The sequence below is a fragment of the Streptomyces ortus genome (assembly GCF_026341275.1).
GTDB classification, from domain to species: Bacteria; Actinomycetota; Actinomycetes; order Streptomycetales; family Streptomycetaceae; genus Streptomyces; species Streptomyces ortus.
Window position 1 is genome coordinate 112,102 of the sequence record NZ_JAIFZO010000001.1, and the last position, 24,316, is coordinate 136,417.

The 24,316-nt window shown below is 70.5% G+C and carries 14 protein-coding genes and 2 pseudogenes; 15 read left to right on the forward strand and 1 reads right to left on the reverse strand.

All coding sequences use genetic code 11. The features are described 5' to 3' along the window. Nucleotide 1 precedes the first annotated feature (1 nt). From K3769_RS00505 to K3769_RS41040, 12 genes and pseudogenes are all read left to right on the forward strand, one after another. Nucleotides 2-8,440 (forward strand): non-ribosomal peptide synthetase, encoded by an 8,439-nt coding sequence (locus K3769_RS00505; protein WP_267024398.1) that lies wholly within the window; start codon nt 2-4, stop codon nt 8,438-8,440. Between the two features lie 136 nt (nt 8,441-8,576). After that, nucleotides 8,577-9,530, forward strand: a complete 954-nt coding sequence (locus K3769_RS00510) for an ATP-binding cassette domain-containing protein (RefSeq protein ID WP_267024399.1) — start codon at nt 8,577-8,579, stop codon at nt 9,528-9,530. Beyond that, on the forward strand, nt 9,527-11,080 hold the full coding sequence (locus K3769_RS00515) for an ABC transporter permease subunit (RefSeq protein ID WP_267024400.1): 1,554 nt from the start codon (nt 9,527-9,529) through the stop codon (nt 11,078-11,080). The genes K3769_RS00510 and K3769_RS00515 overlap by 4 nt, the downstream gene beginning before the upstream one ends. Further along, nucleotides 11,077-11,853 carry an ABC transporter permease gene (locus K3769_RS00520; protein WP_267024401.1) on the forward strand — a complete coding sequence of 259 codons (777 nt, stop codon included), beginning with the start codon at nt 11,077-11,079 and terminating at the stop codon, nt 11,851-11,853. The genes K3769_RS00515 and K3769_RS00520 overlap by 4 nt, the downstream gene beginning before the upstream one ends. A 249-nt stretch (nt 11,854-12,102) precedes the next feature. Continuing rightward, on the forward strand, nt 12,103-12,417 hold the full coding sequence (locus K3769_RS00525) for a hypothetical protein (RefSeq protein ID WP_267024402.1): 315 nt from the start codon (nt 12,103-12,105) through the stop codon (nt 12,415-12,417). Nucleotides 12,418-12,435: 18 nt separating this feature from the next. After that, nucleotides 12,436-12,774, forward strand: coding sequence for a hypothetical protein (locus tag K3769_RS00530; RefSeq protein ID WP_267024403.1), 339 nt, complete (start codon nt 12,436-12,438; stop codon nt 12,772-12,774). 77 nt (nt 12,775-12,851) lie between these two features. After that, nucleotides 12,852-13,997 carry a pyridoxal-phosphate dependent enzyme gene (locus K3769_RS00535; RefSeq protein ID WP_267024404.1) on the forward strand — a complete coding sequence of 382 codons (1,146 nt, stop codon included), beginning with the start codon at nt 12,852-12,854 and terminating at the stop codon, nt 13,995-13,997. Beyond that, complete coding sequence (locus K3769_RS00540) at nt 13,915-14,862, forward strand: ornithine carbamoyltransferase (RefSeq protein ID WP_267024405.1); 948 nt, start codon at nt 13,915-13,917, stop codon at nt 14,860-14,862. The genes K3769_RS00535 and K3769_RS00540 overlap by 83 nt, the downstream gene beginning before the upstream one ends. A gap of 81 nt (nt 14,863-14,943) precedes the next feature. Beyond that, nucleotides 14,944-16,527, forward strand: a complete 1,584-nt coding sequence (locus K3769_RS00545; RefSeq protein ID WP_267024406.1) for an MBL fold metallo-hydrolase — start codon at nt 14,944-14,946, stop codon at nt 16,525-16,527. Nucleotides 16,528-16,597: 70 nt separating this feature from the next. Next, on the forward strand, nt 16,598-17,623 hold the full coding sequence (hppD, locus tag K3769_RS00550) for a 4-hydroxyphenylpyruvate dioxygenase (protein ID WP_267024407.1): 1,026 nt from the start codon (nt 16,598-16,600) through the stop codon (nt 17,621-17,623). Continuing rightward, nucleotides 17,620-18,651: pseudogene (locus tag K3769_RS41035) on the forward strand (alpha-hydroxy acid oxidase); the annotation flags it as partial. The gene hppD and the pseudogene K3769_RS41035, both read left to right, overlap by 4 nt. A gap of 288 nt (nt 18,652-18,939) precedes the next feature. Further along, nucleotides 18,940-20,166 (forward strand): aminotransferase-like domain-containing protein, encoded by a 1,227-nt coding sequence (locus K3769_RS41040; RefSeq protein WP_372514854.1) that lies wholly within the window; start codon nt 18,940-18,942, stop codon nt 20,164-20,166. A gap of 39 nt (nt 20,167-20,205) precedes the next feature. On the opposite strand, the gene K3769_RS00560 is transcribed toward K3769_RS41040, so the two are convergent. Beyond that, complete coding sequence (locus tag K3769_RS00560) at nt 20,206-20,745, reverse strand: GNAT family N-acetyltransferase (protein WP_267024409.1); 540 nt, start codon at nt 20,743-20,745, stop codon at nt 20,206-20,208. Nucleotides 20,746-20,946: 201 nt separating this feature from the next. On the opposite strand from K3769_RS00560, the pseudogene dpgA reads away from it, so the two are divergent. The 3 genes and pseudogenes from dpgA to dpgC all read left to right on the forward strand — a co-directional run bounded on the left by dpgA (nt 20,947) and on the right by dpgC (nt 24,291). Continuing rightward, nucleotides 20,947-22,103 (forward strand): annotated as a pseudogene (dpgA, locus tag K3769_RS00565) (3,5-dihydroxyphenylacetyl-CoA synthase DpgA). Between the two features lie 11 nt (nt 22,104-22,114). After that, a complete protein-coding gene (gene dpgB / locus K3769_RS00570; protein ID WP_267024410.1) occupies nt 22,115-22,882 on the forward strand; it encodes an enoyl-CoA-hydratase DpgB in 768 nt (255 codons plus the stop codon). Then, on the forward strand, nt 22,879-24,291 hold the full coding sequence (gene dpgC / locus K3769_RS00575) for a (3,5-dihydroxyphenyl)acetyl-CoA 1,2-dioxygenase DpgC (protein ID WP_267024411.1): 1,413 nt from the start codon (nt 22,879-22,881) through the stop codon (nt 24,289-24,291). The genes dpgB and dpgC overlap by 4 nt, the downstream gene beginning before the upstream one ends. Nucleotides 24,292-24,316 lie beyond the last annotated feature (25 nt).

The window sequence follows — 24,316 nt, forward strand, 5'->3', positions numbered from 1 at the left end:
GATGGTCGAGGAGGCCGGCGACGGCACGCTCAAGGCAGGGATCCAGTTCAGTACGGCGTTGTTCGATGCGGTGACGGTGGAGCGGATGGCGGCGCATCTGGTGACGCTGTTGGGGGCTGTGGCTGGTGACGCGGATCGGCGGGTGGGTGAGCTGCCGTTGTTGGAGGAGTCGGAGTGGGTTGAGCTGACGGGTGGGTGGAACGACTCGGCGGCGGCTTTGCCGGTGCCGGTGTCGGTGGCGGGGGTGCATGAGTGGATTGCGGGGCGGGCGGTGGTGTCGCCGGATGTGGTGGCGGTGGTGTCGGGTGGTGTGTCGGTGACGTATGGCGGGTTGCTGGCGCGGGCGAGCCGGCTGGCGCATCATCTCCGCCAGATGGGTGTGGGTGCCGAGTCGGTGGTGGCGCTGTGCCTGCCTCGCGGGGTGGACATGGTGGTCGCCGCGCTGGGGGTGTGGCAGGCGGGGGCCGCGTATCTGCCGTTGGATCCTGATTTTCCGGTGGAGCGGTTGGAGTTCATGCTGGCGGACAGTGGTGCGTCGGTGCTGGTGGGTCATCGGGCGGTGGCGGGGCATCTGCCGGTGAGTGGGCGGGTCGGGTCGGCAGTGTGGCTGGACGATCCGCAGACGGTGGAGACGCTGGCCGCCTGTAGCTCATCAGCTCCTGAAGTCGCCGTTTCTGGTGACCAGTTGGCGTATGTGTTGTATACGTCGGGGTCGACGGGTCGGCCGAAGGGTGTGCAGGTCACGCACGGCAACCTGGCGAGTTTCCTGTCGGCGATGGCTGAGCGTCCGGGGCTGGGCGCCGGGGATGTGCTGCTGGCGGTGACGACGCCGGGCTTCGACATCGCGGGGCTTGAGTTGTGGTTGCCGCTGGTGTCGGGCGCCCGGGTGGTGGTCGCCGATGGGCAGATGGCAGGTATGCCGGGCGCGTTGGCGGGGGAGTTGGTGCGGGCCGGGGTGACGGTGATGCAGGCGACGCCGGCGACGTGGCAGATGCTGGTGTCGGACGGCTGGGAGGGTGTGCCGGGTCTGCGGGCGTTGTGTGGTGGTGAGGCGCTGCCACTCTCCTTGGCGGGGGCGTTGGTGGAGCGGACGGCCGGGGTGTGGAACATGTACGGGCCGACCGAGACCACGATCTGGTCGGTGTGTGATCCCGTCGGGGGCGGTGTTCCGGCGATCGGGTCGCCGATCGCTGGCACGCAGGTGTATGTGCTGGATCAGCGACTCGCCCCGGTCCCGATCGGGGTGGCGGGCGAGCTGTTCATCGGTGGTGGCGGGGTGACCCGCGGTTATCTGGGGCGCCCGGCGTTGACGGCCGAGCGGTTCGTGTCCGACCCGTTCACCGCTGGCGGGGGCCGGTTGTATCGGACGGGTGACCGGGTGCGGTGGCTGGCGGATGGTCGTCTGGAGTTCCTGGGCCGGGCAGATGACCAGTTGAAGGTGCGGGGTTTCCGGATCGAGCCGGGTGAGATCGAGACCGTGCTGACCGGCCTGGCACAGGTGAGCGCGGCCGTGGTCACCGGGCATGGTGAGGGAGCCGAACGCCGGCTGGTCGCCTACCTGGTCCCTGCCGACCCCGGTCAGGGCATTCCTGCCCCGGACGTGCTGCGTGAGCACGTTCGCCGGGTTCTGCCGGATTACATGGACCCGTCCTTGTTCGTCGAGCTGGCCGCGCTGCCCCTGACCCCGAACGGAAAGATCGACCGGGCGGCTCTCCCGGCACCGGACGCCTCCCGCGCGGGCCTCGATGGGTTCTCGGAGCCGTCCGGGGCGACCGAGGAACTGCTCGCCGGAATCTGGGCGCAGGTTCTGGGCGTGGAGCGGGTCGGTGCCACGGACGGCTTCTTCGACCTCGGCGGGCACTCCCTCCTTGCCACCCTGGCCGTCTCCCGCATCAGGGAGGCCTTCGGTGTCGAGGTGTCCCTCGCCGCGTTGTTCGACGCCCCCACCGTCCGCGGCCTCGCTTCGGTCCTCGACCGTTCAGCCCGGGACGCGGCGCCCCCGATGACGGCCGTCGCCCGCGACAGCGCGCTCCCGCTGCCGCTGTCGTTCGCGCAGCAGCGGCTGTGGTTCCTCGACCAGCTGGAGCCGGGATCGCCCGAGTACAACATGTCGACCCGGCTGCGCCTGACCGGGGACGTCGATGTCACGGCCCTGCGGGCGGCGCTGGACGCGGTGGTCGTCCGGCACGAGGTCCTGCGTACCCGGCTGGTGGCCGACGCCGAGGGCGTACCGCACCAGCTCGTAGACCCGCCGGCCCCGCTCCCTCTCCGGCGGCTGGACGTGTCGGACGGCGACGATCCCCGGGGTGACGCGGAGGCCCTGATCATCGAGGAGGCCCTGACGCCCTTCGACCTCGCCCAGGGGCCCCTCGTCCGAGCCACCCTCGTCCGGCTGGCCCCGGACGAGCACGTACTGGCCCTTTCGATGCATCACGTCGCTTTCGACGAGTGGTCGGACCGTGTCCTGCAGCGCGAGCTGCTGGCGCTGTACGAGGCGTTCAGGGCCGGGGAGCCTGACCCGTTGCCGCCTCTCGCCCTTCAGTACGCGGACTTCGCCGCCTGGCAGCGGAACTGGCTCACCGGGGAGGTCCTCGACAGTCAAGTCGACTACTGGCGGGCGAATTTGGCGGGCGTGCCGGTTCTGGACCTGCCTACGGACCGGCCCCGCCGGCCCGTGCGCTCCACCGACGGATCGGTGGCGAGGTTCAGCGTCCCGGCGGAGACCGCGGACGCCCTGCGCAGGCTGTCCCGTGAGCACGGTACGACGATGTTCATGACGCTCCTCGCCGCCTTCGACGTCCTCCTGGCCCGCTATGCCGACACGGAGGACGTCGCGGTCGGCACCCCGGTGGCGAACAGGAACCGGGCCGAGACCGAGGACCTGATCGGGTTCTTCGTCAACACCCTGGTCATGCGCACGGACCTGTCGGGCGACCCGTCCTTCACGGAGGTGCTGCGCCGGGTGCGCGAGACCGCGCTGGGGGCCTACGCCCATCAGGACCTGCCGTTCGAGCAACTGGTGGACGATCTGGTCGTGGAGCGCGACCGGTCCCGTACACCGCTCTTCCAGGCGCTCTTCGGCTACACCACCGAAGGCAGAGGCGGTCCGTCCGTTCCCGGGTCCCGGCCGGTGAAGTTCGACCTGATGGTGAACCTCGGTGAGGACGAGGGCGCGCTGGCCGGTGAGATCCAGTACAGCACCGCCCTGTTCGACGCCGGCACGATCGAGCGGATGGCGGGGCACCTGGTCACGCTGCTCCAGGCCGTCACCGTCGACGCGGACCGCAGAGTGGGCGAGCTGCCGCTGCTGACGGCCGCCGAGCGGGACCTGTTGCTGCACGAGTGGACCGACACCGTCGCGGAACTGCCCGCGGTGGCCGGTATGCACGAGCTGATCGCGGGACGGGCAGCCGCCACCCCGGACGCGGTGGCCGTCGTGTCCGGCGAACTCACGCTCACCTACAGCCAGTTGATGGCGCGGGCGAATCGGCTCTCGCACCACCTGCGTGGCGTGGGTGTGGGTGCCGAGTCGGTGGTGGCGCTGTGCCTGGAGCGCGGCCCGGACATGGTCGCGGCGGTGCTGGCCGTGTGGCAGGCGGGCGGCGCCTACCTCCCGCTGGACCCGGACTACCCGCGGGAGCGCCTGGAGTTCATGCTCGCCGACAGCGGCGCGTCGACCCTGGTCGGACACCGGGCGGTGGCCGCCGGCCTGGCCGCGGGCGGCGCAATGGACGCGGTCGTGTGGCTGGACGACCCGGACACGCGCGCGGAACTCGCGCTGCTGCCGGCCACGTCACCGGGTGTGGAGGCGCACCCGCAGCAACTCGCGTACGTCATCTACACCTCGGGCTCCACCGGACGTCCGAAGGGCGTTCAGATCACCCACCGGGGTGTCCTCAACCGTGTCTCGTGGATGCAGGACCGCCATGAGCTGGGCGCGTCGGAGCGGGTGCTGCACAAGACGCCGCTGACGTTCGACGCATCGGTGTGGGAGCTGTTCTGGCCCCTGTCGAACGGCGCCGAGCTGGTGATCGCCGAGCCGGGGCGGCACGGAGACCTGGACTATTTGGTGGGGCTGCTGGAGTCCCGGCAGATCGCGGTGGTCCAGTTCGTGCCCTCGCTGTTCAAACTGTTCGTGTCGCACACCTGGCCCTCGTCGCTGCCGTCGCTGCGTGCCGTGTTCTGCGGCGGCGAGGCGCTGTCCGCGTCCGATGTGGCCCACTTCCACACGAGGAACGCCACGGCCGTCGTGGCGAACCTGTACGGCCCGACGGAGAACACCATCGACGCGGCCAGCACGGTGTGCCGGCGGCCGGACGACGGCCCGGGGGGTACGGCGGACTGGTCGCCGGGCGGTCTGGTCCCCATCGGCGAGCCCCTCACCAACGTGTGGCTGCTGGTGCTGGACGACCGGCTGAACCCGGTGCCGGTCGGCGTCGCGGGTGAGCTGTTCATCGCCGGGGCGAGCCTGGCCCGCGCCTACGGGGGCCGACCCGCGCTGACGGCGGAGCGGTTCGTGGCGGATCGGTACGCCGGTGACGGGTCCCGGGCGTACCGGTCCGGCGACCAGGTGCGCTGGCGGGCCGACGGACGTCTGGAGTTCCTGAGCCGCGTCGACCACCAGGTGAAGGTACGCGGATTCCGCATCGAGCCCGGTGAGGTCGAGGCGGTCCTCGCCGGACACCCGGCCGTGCGGTCGGCGGTCGTGACGACATGGGGCGAGGCGGCGGACCGGGCGCTGGTCGCCCACCTGGTCCCCGACAACCCGGCGGAGGGCATCCCGGCGACCGCCGAACTGCGCGAGCATGTCCGGCGCAGCGTCCCCGAGTTCATGGTGCCGTCGGTCTTCGTCGAGGTGGCGGCACTGCCGCTGACACCCAACGGGAAGCTGGACCGGGCCGCCCTGCCGGCACCGGAGACCGGCCGCACCGACGTGGACGGGTTCGTCGCTCCCTCGGGCGCGGTGGAGGAGCTGCTCGCGGGGATCTGGCACGGTCTGCTGCCCGTGGACCGCGTCGGCGCCGAGGACAACTTCTTCGAGCTGGGCGGGCACTCGCTGCTGGCCACCCAGATCGTCTCCCGCGTCCGGGACGTCATCGGAGCGGAGATCCCGCTCGCCACGCTGTTCGACCACCCGACGGTACGCGGACTGGCGACGGCGATCGCCGAATCGGCCGGGCAGGTGGAGGTGCGGCCGGTGACGCCGGTCGGCCGGGACCGCGAACTGCCGCTGTCGTTCGCCCAGCAGCGGCTGTGGTTCCTGGACCAACTGGAGCCCGGGTCGCTGGAGTACAGCCTCCCGATGCGGGTGCGGATGGGCCCTGACCTCGACGTCCCCGCCCTGCAGGCCACCCTGGGCGCGGTCGTCGCCCGGCACGAGGTGCTGCGGACCCGGCTGGTGGCCGGCCCGGACGGCGTACCCCACCAGCTGATCGACCCGCCGTCGGCCTTCCCGCTTCCGCTGATCGACGTCTCGACCGAGGGCGACCCGCTGCACGCGGCCGGGAAACTGGTCGCGGCCGACGAGGCGACGCCGTTCGACCTGGCGGACGGCCCGCTGATCCGCGCCATGCTCATCCGGGTGGCGCCCGACGAGCACGTCCTGGCGCTGTCGATGCACCATGTCGTGTCCGACGAATGGTCCACGCGGATCTTCCAGCGCGAACTGGCTTATCTGTACGACGAGTTGCGTGCGGGGCGTACGCCGTCGCTGCCCGCGCCCGCCGTGCAGTACGCGGACTTCGCGGTTTGGCAGCGGCAGTGGCTGACCGGCGAGGTGCTGGACGGGCAACTGGCGTATTGGCGCGGTCAATTGGGCGGCGCGCCGGTGCTGGAACTGCCCACGGACCGTCCGCGCCCGGCGGTGTGGTCACCGGCCGGCGCGTCCACCCGGTTCACCGTCGGCGCGGAGACGATGGAGTCACTGCGGGCGCTGGCCCGGCGCAGCGGCACGACGATGTTCATGACGCTGCTGGCCGCCTTCGACGTCCTGCTGAGCCGCCAGGCCGGCACGGACGACGTGGTCGTGGGTACTCCGGTGGCCAACCGGAACCGGGCCGAGACCGAGGAACTGATCGGGTTCTTCGTCAACACCCTCGTCATGCGGGCCGACCTGTCCGGCGATCCGACATTCACGGAACTGCTCGGGCGGGTCCGCTCCATGGCGCTCGACGCGTACGCGCACCAGGACCTTCCGTTCGAGCAGCTGGTCGACGACCTGGTCGTCGAGCGGGACCGGTCCAGAAGCCCGCTGTTCCAGGTGTTGTTCAACTACTTCACCGAGGATGGAAGGGCCGGCGGGGGAGGTCGGGCCGCAGAGGGCGGACCGGTCGAGGACGGACGGGCGTCTCTCGACCCGGGTCCGGACGACAGTCCTGGCGCCGACTCCTTCCTCGGCGACACCGGCAGTGGTATGACCACCCGCTTCGACCTGCGGCTGGTGCTGACGGACGCGGGCGGTGCGCTGAACGGGCAGATCGAGTACAGCACCGCGCTGTTCGACCCCGGCACGGTCGGGCGGACGGCCGCACAGTTCGGCACGCTGCTGGACGCGGTGGCCCAGGACGCCGAGCGGCGTCTCGGCGAGCTGCCGTTGCTGGACGAGGACACGCACGACGTACTGGTCCACGGCTGGAACGACACCGCTCGGGCGCTGCCCGCGGTGGGCGGCGTGCACGAACTGATCGTGGCCGCCGCGGCGCGGGAGCCCGGTGCGACCGCCGTGAGGTGCGGGGAGACGTCGGTCGGATACGGCGAGCTGCTGGACAGGTCGGGGCGGCTGGCGCATGTTCTGCGCGGCGCGGGCGTCGGCGACGAGACCGTGGTGGCGGTGTGCCTGCCGCGCGGGGTCGACATGATCGTGGCCGTCCTCGCGGTCTGGCTGGCCGGTGGCGCCTATCTGCCGCTCGACCCCGAATACCCGGTGGACCGACTGGAGTTCATGCTCGCCGACAGCGGCGCGGGTGTGCTGCTCGGCACCGACGAGGTGATCGAGGAGCTGCCCGTCGGCAGGACGCGGACGATCGTCATGGACGATCCCGCGGTGCGGAGTTCTCTGCTCGCCATGCCTTCGGCCCCGCCCGAAGTACCCGTGCACCCGCACCAGTCGGCGTACGTGATCTACACGTCCGGATCCACAGGACGGCCCAAGGGCGTGCAGGTCACCCATGGGGGAGCGGTCAGTCTGGTCACCGCCCAGCGCGAGGCACTCGGGACGGGCCCGGGCGATGTGGTCCTGCAGTTCGCGCCGTTCGGGTTCGACGCCTCGGTGTGGGAGCTGCTGATGGCCCTGGCGTCCGGGGGCACCCTGGTCGTCGCCGAGGCGGCGGACCGCGCCGAACCCGGCCGCCTGGCAGCGCTCGCCGCCCGTACCGGAGTGAGTGTGGCCACCGTGCCGCCGTCCCTGCTGGACGCCCTGGGCCCGGACGGGTTCAGCGGGGTGTCCACCCTGATCACGGCGGGTGAACGGCTCGACGGACGGCTTGCCGCCCAGTGGTCCGTCGGGCGACGCCTGTTCAACGCGTACGGTCCGACCGAGACGACGGTCTGCGCCACGGTCGCCGGCTGTGCGCCGGACCGCGGGCAGGCACCGCCGATCGGCGGCCCGGTCGCCAACACCCGGGTGTACGTGCTGGATCAGCGGCTGCGGCCGGTGCCGGTCGGTGTCGCGGGAGAGCTGTTCATCGCGGGTGCGCAACTGGCGCGCGGCTATCTCGGCCGGGCCGCGCTCACCGCCGAACGCTTCCTGCCCGACCCCTTCACAGGCGACGGAACACGGATGTACCGCTCGGGCGACCGGGTGCGGTGGCTGCCGGACGGACAGCTCGAGTTCCTCGGCCGCACCGACGACCAGGTCAAGGTGCGCGGCTTCCGGATCGAGCCCGGGGAGGTCGAGGCGCTGCTCACCACCCACCCGATGGTGCGGACGGCCGTGGTCACCGCGAGCGGTCGCGACACCGACCGGCGGCTGCTCGCCTACCTGGTGCCGGCCGACCAGGCCGACGGGATTCCCTCCGTCGAGGAACTGAGGGCCTACGCGGGCGACCGGCTGCCGACGTACATGGTCCCGTCGGTCTTCGTCGAACTGGCCGAGCTGCCCCTCACCACGAACGGCAAGGTGGACCGGGCGGCGCTCCCGGAGCCCGCCGACGGGGCCCGGGCGGCGACGGCGCGGGCGTACGTCGCACCACGCACCGGGACCGAGCGGATCCTCGCCGAGACATGGACCGAACTCCTGGGCGTGGCACGCGTCGGTGTCGAGGACAGCTTCTTCGACCTCGGCGGGCATTCCCTGCTGGCCACCCAGCTGGTCTCCCGCATCCGTGACGTCTTCGGCGTGGACCTGACGCTCGCCACGGTCTTCGAGGAGCCCACCATCGCTGCGATCGCGGCGGCCGTCGGAGCCGACGACGGCGGAGAGTACGAGGCGTTCGAACTGTAGGCGTCCTCCTGAGGTATGACTCCGCCCGTCCCTCCTGTGGGGGACGGGCGGTCCTCGTACTGGCTCCTGTGAGTGGCACCGAACATGGCTCCCGGCCGTGACGACCTGACCACCTCCCGCTCCCTAGTCTGCGGGTATGGAGAAAACGATCGATGGGTCGGACGCGACGATCGAAGTCACGGACGTGCGCAAGCGCTTCGGGAGCACCCAGGCGCTGGACGGAATGACGTTCGCCGTCAGGCCGGGGCAGGTCACCGGCTTCGTCGGTCCGAACGGCGCCGGCAAGTCCACGACCATGCGCGTCATCCTCGGCCTGGACAAACCCGACAGAGGAACCGCACTGGTCGGCGGGCGCCGCTACCAGGACCTGCGCACCCCGCTCACCCACATCGGGGCGCTGCTGGACGCGGCGGCCGTGCAGCCGAGCCGGACCGCCCGCCACCACCTGCTGTGGCTGGCCCACTCCCAGGGGCTGGGCGCCGAGCGGGTCGACGAGGTGATCCGGCAGGTCGGCCTCCAGGACGTGGCCCAGCGCAAGGCGGGCGGCTTCTCCCTGGGCATGCGGCAGCGCCTCGGCATCGCGGCGGCCCTCCTCGGCAACCCCCCGGTGATCATGCTGGACGAGCCCTTCAACGGCCTGGACCCCGAGGGGTTCATGTGGATGCGCGGCTTCCTCGCCTCACTGGCCGAACAGGGGCGGGCCGTGCTGGTCTCCAGCCACCTGATGAGCGAACTGCAGGACAGCGCGGACCACGTGGTGGTCGTCGGACGCGGCAAGGTCGTCGCCGACATGAGCGTGCGCGAGCTGCTGGCGTCGATGTCCCAGGGGAGGGTCACCCTGCGGACGTCCGCGCTCAACCAGGCCATGACGGTCCTGGCCCGCTCGGGTGCCACCGTCAGCTCCACCGGGGCCGACACGGTCAGCGTGACCGGCCTGCCCGCGGAGAACGTGGTGTCGCTGCTCAGCCAGAACGCGGTGCCGTTCTCGGAGATCTCCGAGAACCGCGCCTCGCTGGAAGAGGCCTACATGGAGCTCACCCGGGACGCCGTGCAGTACCGCGGGGTCGTGCCCGAGGAGGCCGGCCGATGACCTCCACGCTGACACCGCCGCGCACGGCCACCCGGCCGGGCCGGGGCGGCTTCGCGCAGCTCCTCCACTCGGAATGGACCAAGTTCCGCACGGTGCGGGGCTGGGTGCGGAGCACTGTCGGGGCGGTGCTGATCATCTGCCTGGTGGGCCTGCTCGCCACGGCGGCGGGCAACAAGTCCGACCCCGACGGCAGCTCCGCGCTCCCCGTCGGCCCCGGCGGCGAGGCCGTCAACGACAGCTTCTACTTCGTCCACCAGAAGCTCCAGGGCGACGGCAGCATCACGGTCGCGGTCTCCTCACTGGCCGGTGTCGTCTCGACGAACCCGAACGACAGCAGGAGCGGCCTCGCCCCCTGGGCCAAGGCCGGCATCATCGTGAAGGACGGCCTGGACCAGGGATCGTCGTACGCGGCGATGATGGTCACCGGCAGCCACGGCGTGCGGATGCAGTACGACTACACGCACGACACCGCCGGGGCGGCCGGCGCGGCCTCCCAGGAGGCACCGCGCTGGCTGCGCCTCCAGCGCACCGGCGACACCCTCACCGGCTACGAGTCGGCCGACGGGTCCAAGTGGACCGAGGTGGGCCACGCGGATCTGACCGGGCTGTCGCGGACACCGGAGGTCGGACTGTTCGTGACCTCCCCGTCCATCAAGGACGAGACCGGAACCGGCACGGGATTCGCCCCGGCCGTCGCCACCGGCACCTTCGACCGGATCGCCCTCGGCGGCCAGTGGACCGGCGGCTCCTGGGCGAGCGACCAGGTCGGCAAGGACGCGGGCACCTCCGCCAGCTACAGCCAGGACACCAAGGGCCAAGCCACCCCCGAGGGCAGCGGTTTCAAGGTGACCGGCGCGGGCGACATCGCCCCCGTCGTCGGCGGCCCCGCCACCAGCGGCGTACGGACCATCGAGAACTTCCTCGTCGGCGCGTTCGCCGGACTGATCATCATGGTCGTCGTGGGCGCGGGCTACATCACCGTCGAATACCGGCGGGGCATGATCGGCCTCACCCTCGCCGCCAGCCCGCGCCGGGGCCGCGTCCTGGTCGCCAAGGGCCTGGTGATCGGCTCCCTCGCCTTCGTCGTCGGCGTGGTCTCCGCCGCGGTGATGGTCCCCTTCGGCGGACAGCGCTCGGAATCCAACGGCTTCCCCGTACTGACGGTCCCGGCCGCCACCGAACTGCGCGTCATCGTCGGTACGGGCCTGCTGCTCGCCGCCGCGAGCGTCTTCGCCCTCGCCGTCGGCGCCATCCTGCGGCGCAGCGCCGTGGCCATCACCGTGGTCGTCGTCGGCATGGTGCTGCCCTACCTCCTCGCGACGGCGTCCGTACTGCCCGACGGCGCCTCGCAGTGGCTGCTGAGGGTCACTCCCGCCGCCGGATTCGCCATCCAGCAGAGCATCGAGCGCTACGACCAGGTCGTCACCGTCTACTCGCCCTCGTCCGGGTACTTCCCGCTGGCCCCCTGGGCCGGGCTCGCCGTCCTGTGCGCCTACGCCGCGGCGTCGTTCGCCGCCGCCGTGGTCCTGCTCCGCCGGAGGGACGTATGAAATCCGCCGGACGGGCCGAATGGACGAAGCTGCGGACCGACGCGAGCAACAGCTGGCTGACGCTCGCCGTGGTCGCGCTGACCCTCGCGGTCGGTGCCGCGGTGGCCATGACCTCCCGGTGCGACGCCGACGGCTGCGGCGGGGACCCGACGCGGCTCAGCCTCACCGGTGTGCTGGTCGGCCAGGTCGTCGTCGCGATCGTGGCCGTGCTGATGGTCGGCAACGAGTACAGCACCGGCATGATGCACACCACGCTCACGGCGGTACCGCGCCGGCTCACGGTCCTCTTCTCGAAGTCCGCCGTACTCACCGCGGTGATGCTGGTGGCCGGGACGGTCGCCGTCCTCGGCTCCCTGCTGGTCGGTGGCCTCGTGCAGCCCGGCCGCGGCTTCACCGAGGAACACGGCTTCCCGCCCCTGTCGTTGACCGACGGGGCGACGCTGCGGGCCGCGGTGGGCTCGGTCCTCTACCTCGTGCTGATCGGCCTGCTCAGCCTCGGCATCGCCCTGGTGGTACGGAACTCGGCGACCGCCATCGGCATCGTCCTCGCCCTGCTGTTCGTCTTCCCGATCCTCGCCCAGGTGGTCGCCGACCCCGACTGGCAGCGCCACCTCCAGCAGATCTCCCCGATGACGGCCGGCCTCGCCGTCCAGACCACCGTCGACGTCGGCGACCTGCCCATCGGGCCCTGGCAGGGCCTCGGCGTGCTGGCCCTGTGGGCGGTCGGCGCGATGACCGCCGGCGGCTGGCTGCTCCGCGCCCGGGACGCGTAAGGGCGGACCCAACCGCACACGGACTTCCGCACACCGACCTCCGCACACAGCCCCCCCGGGCGGGATTCGGCGGTCTGGGCGTTCAACCGGCGCACACGCGCAGTTGAACGTTCAGACCGCCGTTCCTGTCACCCCGCACTTATAGATCGGCCGGAACGCTTGTCGTACGCTGAGAGCGCCTAATAACGCGACACCACGTTCCGCGGTTTCCCGAAGGACCGACTTCGCTCGGTTCACCCGGCGCCGCACGTGGGAGAGTTCGCCGTCGGCCCGCTTTCGGAGGTTCCGGTGAGGAAGTACTGCAAGTCCTACCTGCTGGGTGAATTGCGTCGCTTTCCGGGCTGGTCGGCCGGCGTGCGAGCGGAAGAGCGTGAAATGACCGACGACACGACGGTGTTCCTCTGTGACGAATTCACCGTCATGATCAGCCCTGTCGGAGTCGACAAGGACAAGAGACTGTTCACGGAGGACACTCCGGAGTGGCGTGAATTCTGCGAGACCACGCTGAAGTTCCGAATACCTGAGGACCTGGCTTTCGCCTATGCCGAGTCCGAGCAGAACTGAGCCCCCGAGAGGTGACCCATGGATGAACTGACGCAGCGGCTGAGCGACGAACAGCCGGTGGCGGTCGGCGGCCCCAAGCCCACACTGGAGGAGCTGCGCGTCCGGCTGGAGGACATCGGGACGGTGTTCGTGAAGTTCACCGAGACCCGTGGCGGCACCGACCTGGGCATACGCCTGGACCGCGAGGCATCCGACTACGCCGGCGCCGACTTCGAGGGAGGCAGCGGGACGGTCCACGTCGAGGGCACGCTGGTCCTCAACGACGACCCGGTCCGCTGTGTCGCCGACATCGATCTGGCGACGCTCCGGGGCACGGGCCGCCTGGTCGTCGTGGAAATGTCCGAGGTCGTCGCCTGACCGATTTCCATCCGGCGCTTCGGGGGCCGTGAGGAGACCCGTCACGAGCACTCAAGAAGATCGGATGTGACTGTCGCATGGGAGCTGCAGGCTCTCCAGGACCGATACGAAAACCGCCCGTCAGAGAGAACGGGGTCGTCGACCGCACCCCGATCGTCGACCTGTACATCAAAGTCGACGGAATCGAAAGACGGCTGCGGCTGAAACTCGAATCGGCCAATCCCTACGGCTCGTTGAAGGACCGGATCGCCGCCTCCCTCATCGACCATGTGGCGGACTCGATCGACAGCGAAGCCGGTATCATCGAATCGACCTCCGGAAATCTCGGAGTCGCGATGGCGGCCGAGTGCGAGACCCGCGGAATTCCCCTGAACGCTGTCGTCGACCCCCGGACGAGCTCGTTCTTCATCGACCGTATGCACGGGCTGGGCGCCCGGGTGACGGTCGTCGACGAACCGGATTCCTCCGGGGGTTTTCTGCTGAACCGCATCCGGTACGTGCGGGCACAACTGCTCGCCCGCCCCGGTCTTGTCTGGACGAACCAGTACCGGAGCGAGGCGAACCCCAACGCACACTTCGTCACCACGGCGCCCGAACTGCGTGCCCAGGTGCCGGGTCCCGCGACGGTCCTGGTGCCGGTCTCCACCGGCGGCACCCTCGCAGGACTGTCGAGGTTCGTCGAGGCGACGGGTGCGGCCTGGCGGCTCGTCGGCGTCGACGTGCACGGCTCGGCGGCACTCGGCGGGGACCCCGGCCGGCGGCTCCTGTCCGGGATCGGCGCCAGCTGCCCGTCCAACTTCCTCGATCCGGCCACGACCGAGGCGCTGCACGTCGAGGTGACCGAAGCCGTCTCGGCCTGTCTGTGGCTGTCGGAGCAGGCCGGTATCGGTGTCGGCGGCAGCTCCGGCGCGACCGTTGCCGCCGCGCTGCGCATGTTCCGGCAGGACCCGCGGACGGCCGAACTGGTCTGCCTGTGTCCCGACGGCGCCGACCGCTACCGCAGCACGATCTACCGGGCCGACTGGCGGGCGGCCCACGGCATCGCGGGCGTCGGCATCGACGCGGGCGTCGAGTGGGCACGCGGCCGTGATCCCGCCGAACAGCACGGCAAGCGCACTCTCCGAACAAGAACGGGGAACCATGTTCGCACCACAGCGCGGGCTGCTGACGCTGTCCGACCTGACCAGGGAGGACCTGGAACGCCTGGCGGCCCGGTCCCGTGACCTGTACCACGACCAGAGCGCGCACGAGCGGCCCCTGCGGGACAAAGTCGTCGGAGTCCTCTTCACCAGGACGTCGACCAGGACCAGAACCGCTTTCGGCGCCGGCACCGTACGACTGGGCGGCTTCCCCCTGATGTACGGGCCGGACGACCTGCAGACGGCGACGGGGGAGTCCCTTCAGGACACCGGGCGCATCCTCGGCTCCATGCTGGACGCGCTCGTCGTCCGCACCGCGGGGCCCCTCGACGAACTGCGGGAGATGTCCCGGGCGGGCGAGCTGCCCGTCATCAACGCGATGGCCGCGGAAGAACACCCGACGCAGGGCATCTGTGACCTCGCGACGATGCTCATGGAATTCGGCTCGCTCGACGGACTGTCGCTGCTCTACCTCGGCGAGGGCAACAACACGGCGTCGGCACTGGCGTACGGACTCTCCCGTATGCCGAACTGCCGTCTCACCTTTGCCACCCCGTCCGGCTACGGGCTGGACGCGCAGGTCCTGGACGACGCCGCGAAACGGGCCGCGGCGGTGGGCGGCACGGTCCGGCAGACCCATGACCTCGACGACCTGCCGGCCGAGGCGCACGTCGTCTACACGACCCGCTGGCAGACCACCGGCACGGTCAAGGCCGACCCCGACTGGCGGGAGAGGTTCCGGCCGTTCCACGTCGACGAACGGCTGCTGAGCCGCTGGCCCGACGCGAAGTTCATGCACGACCTGCCCGCACACCGCGGCGAGGAGGTCTCGGGCGCCGTCCTGGAGGGGCCGCGGTCCATCGCCTGGGCCCAGGCCAGGATGAAACTCACCAGTGCCATGGCGGTCCTGGAGCGGGTCGCCGGGGACGGCGGGCCCACGCGGCCGTGACCGGCGCGCCGGCAATTCCAGGAAACCAGCACGTACCGGAAACCCTTTGTCGTTCGTAATGCCTGGAGGGGCGGAAGTCTGATGGCTGATGAGCAGTTGTACCTGCGGCCGAAGGTCATAGTCGAACCACTCGTGGACAGGTTCTACGTCTGGCCGCACACGCTGGCCCCGATCCAGGCGGCGATGAACCTGGCATTCCTGCAGGTGCCGCTGCTGGAGTCCTACCTCCAGTCCCCGAAGGTGCACGTCGCGGCCAGCCACAACCCCGAACTGCGGGGCGGCTACTTCATCAACATCCCCGAGGAACGCGCCGACGAGGTGCGCGACCTGCTGGCCACCATCAAGCGCGAGCGCGCCGGGATGCTGCGGTTCGCCGAGGCCATCGCCGAGGGCCAGGAGCTGCTGCGGGGCAACGCGACCGGCTTCGACCTGACTCCGCTGTACCCCAAGCTGCCGCAGGAGCTGGGCGGCCTGGTGGAGCTGGCGTACGACACCGACAACCAGGCACAGATCCGCTTCCTGGAACCGCTGGCCTATCACAGCGACATCTACCAGGAGGAACGCCAGTCGGTGCAGCTGTCCTTCGAGACCGGCATCGAGCGCCCCTTCATCCTCAGCACCCCGCGTCTGCCCTCCCCGGACGTGCTGGAGCTGGACATCCCCTTCCGCCACGCGGGCCTGGAAGAGCTGTTCAAGTCCCGGGTACGGCCCACCACGCTGTCCCATCTGCGCGACGCCCTGGAACTCGACGACGCCCAGAGCACCAGGCTGTCCGGGATGCTGAGCGACCGGCCGAGCCTGGCCGAGGACCGGCACATCGACGCCGGCGGCCGGATCCGCTACTTCGGACACGCCTGCCTGGTCCTGCAGACACCCGAAGCCGCCATCGTGACCGACCCGTTCATCAGCGCGGACAACACCGCCGGGGACCGGTACACCCTGGACGACCTGCCCGACTTCATCGACCTCGTGGTGATCACGCACGGCCACCAGGACCACATCGTCCTGGAGACGCTGCTCCAGCTGCGCGGCCGAGTCGGCGCGGTCGTCGTCCCGCGCGCCTCGCGCGGCAACCTCGCCGACCCGTCCATGGCCCTGATGCTCAAGCACCAGGGCTTCCCGGTCGTCGAGGTCGACGACTTCGACGAGGTGGAGTTCCCCGGCGGCAAGGTCACCGCCACCCCGTTCCTCGGTGAGCACTGCGACCTCGACATCCGCGGCAAGTCCACGTACTGGGCCGAGTTCGCCGGCAAGAAGGTCTTCATCGGAGCGGACTCCTCAGGCATCGACCCGCTGCTCTACCGCTATGTGAAGCGGCACCTGGGCACCGCCGACATCGCCTTCCTGGGCATGGAGTGCGACGGCGCCCCCCTCACCTGGCTCTACCAGGCGCTGCTCACCAAACCGGTCACGAAGAAGATGAGCAACTCCCGCAAGCTGTCCGGCTCCAACGCCGCGCAGGCCGCCGACATCATGGTCGAACTCGGCGCCAAGGAGGCGTACGTGTACGCCATGGGCGAGGAGCCCTGGCTGGGCCACGTCATGGCGACCACGTACACCGAGGACACGTACCAGATCAAGCAGATCGACGAGTTCATGACCTGGTGCAAGGACCGCGGGATCAAGGCCGGGCACCTCTATGGCCAGCAGGAATGGCGCTGGTAGTCCCACGACAGCCGGGCCGTCGGTCCTCCCGACCCGGTCCCCGGTCCCCGGTTCCTGAGGAGGCACCTCCATGACAGTGCACGACACGGCGCACGTCGAGCTTTACACGAGTCATGCGCCGTCCACCATCGACTACTTCGTCTCGGGAATGGGCTTCACCCGGGTCGCCGACCGCGTGGAGGCCGACCGGAGCTCCATCCTGCTGCGGCAGGGCGAGAGCCGGGTGATCGTCACGTCGGGCAGGGGGATCTGGAAATTCCTCGACCAGCACGGGGACGGTATCGCCGACATCGCGCTGACCTGTGACGACGTGACGAAGACCCGGGATGCGGCCGTCGCGGCGGGCGGTGAGTCCTTCGCTCCCGCCCACGGCAACCCGGTGGTCTCGGCGTTCGGGGGCGTCACCCACACGCTGCTGCCGCGCCCCTTCGACCCCGAGTCCCGGCCCCCCGGACGCGCCTGGGAGACCGCGCCCCAGGGGCAGGAGACGGGCGACACCCCGGGCCGGATACGGTTGCTCGACCACATCGCGGTTTGCGTCGAGGGCAGCGCGCTCAGGGACTACGCCGACTACTACGACGCCGCTTTCGGGATGTCCCGGTACTCCTCCGAGTACGTCGCCGTCGGCGATCAGGCGATGGACTCGATCGTCGTACGCAGCGAGTCGGGGCGCGTCACCTTCACCCTGGTCGCGCCGGACCCGACGAAGAGCCCCGGACAGCTCGACGCGTTCCTCGACCGCAACGGCGGGCCCGGTGTCCAGCACCTGGCCTTCCTGGTCGACGAGATCATCCCGTCGGTACGCGAACTCCGCGACCGGGGCGTGGAGTTCCTCAGTACCCCGGGCACCTACTACGACATGCTCGCCGACCGGTTCACCGGTATGCGGGAGAAGATCGAGGAGCTGCGGGCCACCCAGATCCTCGCCGACCGCGACGAATGGGGTTACCTGCTGCAGTTGTTCAGCCGCTCGCCCTACGAGCGCAACACCCTCTTCTTCGAACTCATCCAGCGCCAGGGCTCCCGTGGCTTCGGCAGCGCCAACATCCGGGCCCTGTACGAGGCCGTCGAACGCGACCGGCTGGCCGCCGGGTGAGCGGCCGGCCGGCGGACGGCGGCGTACGGGAACCGCACACCCTGGCTGACTACGCGGCCCTGGCCCGCGCGGAACTGGCCCCCGACGTCTGGGACTTCATCGAGGGGGGCGCGGGACGGGAACGGACCCTCGCCGCCAACGAGGAGGCCTTCGGCCGGGTCCGACTGCGTCCGCGGGTACTGACCGGAGTGCGCCGGCCCGACACCGGCACCCGCATCCTGGGACGGGACTGGGCCGCGCCCGTCGGTGTCGCGCCCCTCGCCTACCACACGCTGGCGGACCCGGCCGGAGAGGTCGCCACCGCCCGGGCCGCCGGCCTTGCCGGACTGCCCCTCGTCGTCAGCACCTTCGCCGGGCGGACCTTCGAGGACATCGCGCGGGCCGGCACCGCCCCCCTGTGGCTCCAGGTGTACTGCTTCCGGGACCGCGAGGTGACACGTGCACTGGTCGAACGGGCCGAGCGGGCCGGTTTCGAGGCGCTGGTCCTCACGGCCGACGCGCCCCGCCTGGGCCGCCGGCTGCGGGACATCCGCAACGGCTTCCGCCTGCCCGAGGGCATCGCTCCGGCCAATCTGCCCCTTCCCGGGGCGGGATCCGGGCCCGTACCCGGGGGCGAGGCCGGTTTCGCCTCGCCCGGCGGACATGCGCTGGCCGAGTTCGACCCGGCCCTCGACTGGTCGGTGATCAAGTGGCTGCACTCGGTCAGCTCCCTCCCGGTCCTGGTCAAGGGCGTGCTCACCGCGTCCGACGCACGGCGCGCCCTGTCGGCCGGGGCCGATGGCATCATCGTGTCGAACCACGGCGGCCGACAGCTGGACGGCGCCGCGGCCACACTGGACGCACTGCCCGAGATCGCGGACGCGGTCGCAGGCGCGCGCCCACTCCTGATGGACGGCGGGGTCCGCTGCGGCGGCGACGTTCTGGCGGCCCTGGCCCTGGGCGCCGACGCGGTCCTCCTGGGCCGTCCGGTGCTGCACGGACTGGCTGTGGGCCAGGCCGAAGGAGTGCGGCGGGTGCTGGACATCGTCGTCGACGAGCTCAAGGAGGCGATGCTGCTCACCGGCACGGCCACGGTCGCGGACGCCGGACACCGCGGGGCGGACGGGCTCGCCGGCCATCAGCTCGTACAGAGCGAATCTCCGGAGCTCGTACAGAGCGGATCTCCGGAGCTCGTACAGAGTGGATCTCCGCAGCCCGTACAGAGTGGATCTGCGGTCGCGGCGCAGCGTCCCGGGTCGGCGGAGCCCCGCCCGGACACCTCCGCGCTGCGGAAGCAGGATCTGCACGGCAGTGTGTCCGACCCCGTGCTGGATACGATGAACTTCCTCAACGAGATCACGCACCGCTACCCCGACGCGATCTCGTTCGCGCCCGGCCGCCCCTATGACGGGTTCTTCGAGACCGAGCAGATCTTCACCTACCTCCGCCGTTACCTGGATCACCTGGAGGCGGGTGGCGCGTCCCCCGCCGAGATCCGCTCCGCCCTCTTCCAGTACGGCCCCACCAGCGGCCAGATCCGCGAACTGATCGCCGACTCGCTGCGCAAGGACGAGAACATCCACGTACCGGCCGAGTCCGTCGTGGTCACGGTCGGCTGCCAGGAGGCGATGTTCCTCGCGGTGCGGGCGCTCATGTCCGATCCCGACGACGTCCTGCTGGTCTCCAGTCCCTGCTACGTCGGCATCACCGGCGCGGCCCGGCTGCTGGACGTCGAGGTGCGCGCCGTCGAGGAGGGCGAGAAGGGGTTCCGCTGCGCCGACCTGGAGGCGGCGCTCCTCGCCGAGCGGGCCCGCGGCCGGCGCCCGCGTGCCTTCTACGTCATCCCGGACCACTCGAACCCCTCCGGCACCACCATGCCGCTCAGCACGCGTCAGGAACTCCTCGACCTGGCGGAGCGGCACGACATCCTGATCCTGGAGGACAGCCCCTACCGGATGGTCAGCCCCGGCGGCCAGTTGCCGACCCTCAAGTCCCTGGACCACGCACGCAGGGTGGTCCACCTGGGCTCGTACTCCAAGACCCTCTTCCCAGGCGCTCGGGTGGGCTTCGTCGTGGCCGACCAGACCGTGGTCGACGGCGCGGGCGGCAGCGGGCTGCTGGCGGACGAACTCACCAAGATCAAGAGCATGGTGACCGTCAACACCTCCCCGGTCAGCCAGGCCGTCACGGCAGGCATGCTCCTGTCCGTCGACGGGCGGACCTCGGAGCTCAACACACGGACGGCCGCGTACTACGGGGACGCGATGCGTGTCACCCTCCGTGAGTTCGAACGGAACTTCCCGGAGGATGAGCGGGCCGCACTCGGTGTCCGCTGGAACGAGCCCAGTGGTGGCTTCTTCCTGGCGGTCGACGTGCCGTTCGAAGCCGACAACACGGCCTTGGTCCGTTCGGCCGAGGAATTCGGGGTCATCTGGACACCCATGTCGTACTTCTATCCGGGCGGCGGCGGCAGCACCAGCCTGCGCCTGTCGGTCAGTTATCTGTCGCACCGGGAGATCGAGGAGGGAATTGAGCGGCTGGCCCGTTTCGTGACATCGCGGTAATGCCATGACCGGGCCGGCCGTAGTCGCCGACTCCGCTGTTCAGCCCTCGCCGGGACCATTCCATTTCTCGGCGGGCAGGCTGAACATCCGGAGTTCGGTCCATTCCCGTTTTCCCCGGACGAATACGGTCCGCTGGGAGACGAACTCGAAACCGATCCGCTCCAGCAGCCGGGCGGACCGCTGATTCCGTACGTCGCATTCCGCCCACACCGTTCGCAGGCCACCGCCGAACAGGTCCGCCAGCACGCCGCGTACGGCCTCGGTCGCGTACCCGTGGCCCTGCCGCTCACGGGCGAGGCTGAACCCGACCTCGGCCTCGCCACCGGGCTGCCGGTGCACCGCGACGTCCCCCAGCAGGCATCCGTCCGCCTTGAGTTCGACCGCGTACGGGAACCAGCCGGGGCGGGCGGGATCACTCCGGGCGTATCTGCGCACGAGCCGTCCCGCTGATTCCAGGGACAGCGGAAAATCCCATTCCTGATAGCGGGCGACCTCGGGGTCCGAGCGGTAGGCCGCGAACGCCGGTATGTCGGCAGGCTGAAAACGTCGAAGTCGAAGTCGCTCAGTGTCAATCAGCACCGGCACAGGATCCCACGATTCCAGGCGTCAGCAGGGTCGGGGAATGCCGCAGTTGAACACGCTCTCAATCACGCCGCACTGCGTCATAGTTGCTAGTTGCCAGTGGTGGCTCTTCAACTCGCCAGAAGGAGTAGCGGTGTTCTCAGTGAAATGCCTCATTCGCAGTAAAACCCGTATGTGGGGGTGGACTTTCCGATGACCATCACGACGAGCCTTCCGGACGCCGCTGTTCTGGACCTCCCGGTTCCCGCGACGAAGCCCACGACGGGCACCGCCCGGATCGCGGGCGTCGGCACCGCGACCACGGAGCGTTCGTACAGTCAGCCGGAACTGCTCGACCTCTTCCACATCACGGATCCCAAGGTCCGCTCCGTCTTCCTCAACAGCGCCATCGAGCGCCGCCACCTCACCATTCCGCCCGAGGCGGCCGACGGCACGCGCCCGGCTGAGGCCCAGGGCGAACTCCTCGCCAAGCACAGGAGGGTCGCCCTCGACATGGGCGCCAGGGCCGTGCGGGCCTGCCTGGAGAACTCGGGCATCGAGCTGTCGGACATCGACTACCTGTGCTGCGTGACCACCACGGGCTTCCTCACGCCGGGCATCAGCGCCCTGCTCATCAAGGAGATGGGCATCTCCTCGGCGACCAGCCGGGTCGACGTCGTGGGCATGGGCTGCAACGCCGGACTCAACGCGCTCAACGCCACCCCGGCTGGGCCGTCGCCAACCCCGGCAAGGTCGCCGTCATGCTCTGCACCGAGGCCTGCTCGGCGGCGTACGTCATGGACTCGACACTGCGCACCGCCGTCGTGAACAGCCTGTTCGGCGACGGCGCGGCGGCCGTCGCCCTGGTCGCCGACACGCCCGACACCGCGTATGTCACCTCCGAAGCGCCGGGCGGGCCGCCGTCCGCGGCGGGCAGCCCCCGCATCCTCGGGTTCGCCAGCCATCTCATCACCGAGGCGATCGACGCGATGCGCTACGACTGGGACGACGGCCAGGGGAAGTTCAGCTTCTACCTGGACCCGCAGATCCCGTACGTCGTCGGCGCCAACGCGGAGCAGGTGATCGACCGGCTGCTGGACGGTGCGGGACTGCGCCGCAGCGACATCGCGCACTGGCTGGTGCACTCGGGCGGCAAGAAGGTCATCGACGCGGTCCGGGTCAATCTCGGCCTGACCCGCCACGACGTGCGGCACACCACCGGCGTCCTGCGCGACTACGGCAACGTGTCGAGCTCCTCCTTCCTGTTCTCCTACGAACGGCTCCTCGCGGACCGGGTGACCCGGGCGGGCGACTACGGCGTACTCATGACCATGGGCCCCGGCTCGACCATCGAGACTGCTCTGGTGCAGTGGTGACGGAGGATCGGATGAGCAACACCACAGGGACGAGCAACACCACAAGGGCGAGCAACACGACAAGGGCGAGCGAGACCGCGGAGACGAGTGGCGCCGCAGAAACGGGTGAGACCTCCCCGGGGCACGTCCTGCGCATCGACGGACGGCGCCTGCTGTCCGCCGAGACGATCGCCGCCGTGGGCGCCTTCTGCGACCGCGTAGAGGACCTCGCCGGGCACGGCAACGCGACCGTCCACGTGTCCGGCGTACCCGAGGGTTCCTGGGCACGCGAGCTGACGGTGCCGCTGGTGAACAAGTGGGAACGGGCGCTGCGCCGCCTGGAGCGGCTGCCCGCGGCCACCATCGCGGTCGCCGACGGAGACTGCGGCGGAGCGGCGCTGGACGCGCTGCTGACCACCGACTACCGCGTCGCGACACGTTCGGCGCGCCTGGTCGTGTCCGTGGAGGACGGCGCGACCTGGCCCGGCATGGCGCTCTACCGGCTCGCCCGGTACGGGGCGAGCGCTGCCGCGATCCGCCGGGCGGTGCTCTTCGGTACACCCGTCGGGGCGGCGGACGCGCTGGCACTGCAGCTCGTCGACGAACTGGCGGACGATCCGGTGGCCGCGGCGACCGCCGCGGAGGTACGCGCGGGCGCCGTCTCCGGCGCCGAACTCGCCATCCGGCGCCAGCTGTTGCTCGACGCACCCACCACGACCTTCGAGGAGGCGCTGGGCGCGCATCTCGCCGCCTGTGACCGGGCACTGCGCCGCGCGGCCGTGGTCGGAGCACAGACATGAGCGCGGGCATGGGCACAGGCATGAGCGCGGGCATGAGCGCCGGCATGAGCGCCGGCATGAGCACGAGCGCGGGCGACGGCGGCCTCGCGCTCGACCTGGGCGGCGTTCGGGGTGAGTTGGCGGAAGCCCGTGAAGCGCTCGCCAAGGCCGCCGCGCGGACCGACGACCTGCTCGCCGCGCTGCCCGAGCCGACTCTCAGATCGCCCGAGCAACGCGCCGCAGCCGCGTCGGCGACGGACGCCGCCCGGATCCGCCGCGCCGCGTTCATGGACGTACACGCCGACGCCGTCTACGACGAACTCACCGACGGCCGCATCCGGTACGTGCGGCTGGCCCTCCTCGCGTCGCGTGCGGCGACTGCCTTCCCCGGCCTGGTGCCCACCGCCGAGCGGCTCGCGAGCGAGCGGGGCCGCCCGCAGTCGGACAAGGAGGGGCACGAGATCGACCAGGGGATCTTCTTCCGGGCGATCCTGAACTCTCCGTCGACCGGCCGGCACCTGCTCGACGCCATGCTGCGCCCTACCCCGCGCGCGCTCGGACTGCTCCCCGCGTTCGTGCGCACCGGCACGGCCGACCTGGGCTCCGTGCGCCTGGAGCGGACCGGGAGCGCGGTGCGGCTGACCATGTGCCGGGTCGACTGCCTGAACGCGGAGGACGACCGGCAGATCGACGACATGGAGACCGCCGTCGACCTCGCGCTGCTCGACCCCTCCGTCGAGGTCTGTCTGCTGCGCGGCGGAGAGATGACCCACCCCCGCTACCGGGGTCGCCGGGTGTTCAGCGCGGGAGTGAACCTCAAGGCCCTCCACGGCGGAGGCATCTCACTGGTCGACTTCCTGCTGCGCCGCGAACTGGGCTACATCCACAAGATCTTCCGGGGGATCCTCGCCGACGAGGGGACGACCCGGTGGTCCCGTACGGTCGAGAAGCCCTGGGTCGCCGCGGTGGACACCTTCGCCATCGGCGGCGGCGCGCAGATCCTCCTCGTCTTCGACCAGGTGCTGGCGGCATCGGACGCCTACTTCAGCCTCCCGGCGGCCAAGGAGGGCATCATTCCCGGTGCCTCCGACTTCCGGCTGCTCCGGACCGTCGGCCCGCGCCTGGCCCGGCAGCTGATCCTGGGCGGACGGCGCCTGCGGGCGACCGAACCGGAGGCGCGGCTGGTGTTCGACGAGATCCACGAGAGCGAGGAACTGGATGCCGCGGTCGAGCGGAGTCTGGAGCGGCTGCGAAGCCCCGCCGTCCTGGCCAACCGGCACATGATGAACCTCGCCGAGGAGTCCGTGGACGACTTCCGGCGCTATATGGCCGAGTTCGCGCTCCAGCAGGCGCTGCGCCTCTACAGCTCGGACGTCATCGGCAAGGTCGGCGGCTTCTCGGCCGCGAAGAGTACCGCGCCGCCCGGCTGAGGTGGTGCGGTGTTCAACTGAGGCG

Coding starts and splice junctions, on each gene's coding strand:
- K3769_RS00505 (WP_267024398.1), top strand. CDS start 2: ATGGTCGAGGAGGCCGGCGACGGCACGCTCAAGGCAGGGATCCAGTTC.
- K3769_RS00510 (WP_267024399.1), top strand. CDS start 8,577: ATGGAGAAAACGATCGATGGGTCGGACGCGACGATCGAAGTCACGGAC.
- K3769_RS00515 (WP_267024400.1), top strand. CDS start 9,527: ATGACCTCCACGCTGACACCGCCGCGCACGGCCACCCGGCCGGGCCGG.
- K3769_RS00520 (WP_267024401.1), top strand. CDS start 11,077: ATGAAATCCGCCGGACGGGCCGAATGGACGAAGCTGCGGACCGACGCG.
- K3769_RS00530 (WP_267024403.1), top strand. CDS start 12,436: ATGGATGAACTGACGCAGCGGCTGAGCGACGAACAGCCGGTGGCGGTC.
- K3769_RS00535 (WP_267024404.1), top strand. CDS start 12,852: ATGGGAGCTGCAGGCTCTCCAGGACCGATACGAAAACCGCCCGTCAGA.
- K3769_RS00540 (WP_267024405.1), top strand. CDS start 13,915: ATGTTCGCACCACAGCGCGGGCTGCTGACGCTGTCCGACCTGACCAGG.
- K3769_RS00545 (WP_267024406.1), top strand. CDS start 14,944: ATGGCTGATGAGCAGTTGTACCTGCGGCCGAAGGTCATAGTCGAACCA.
- hppD (WP_267024407.1), top strand. CDS start 16,598: ATGACAGTGCACGACACGGCGCACGTCGAGCTTTACACGAGTCATGCG.
- K3769_RS41040 (WP_372514854.1), top strand. CDS start 18,940: ATGAACTTCCTCAACGAGATCACGCACCGCTACCCCGACGCGATCTCG.
- dpgB (WP_267024410.1), top strand. CDS start 22,115: ATGAGCAACACCACAGGGACGAGCAACACCACAAGGGCGAGCAACACG.
- dpgC (WP_267024411.1), top strand. CDS start 22,879: ATGAGCGCGGGCATGGGCACAGGCATGAGCGCGGGCATGAGCGCCGGC.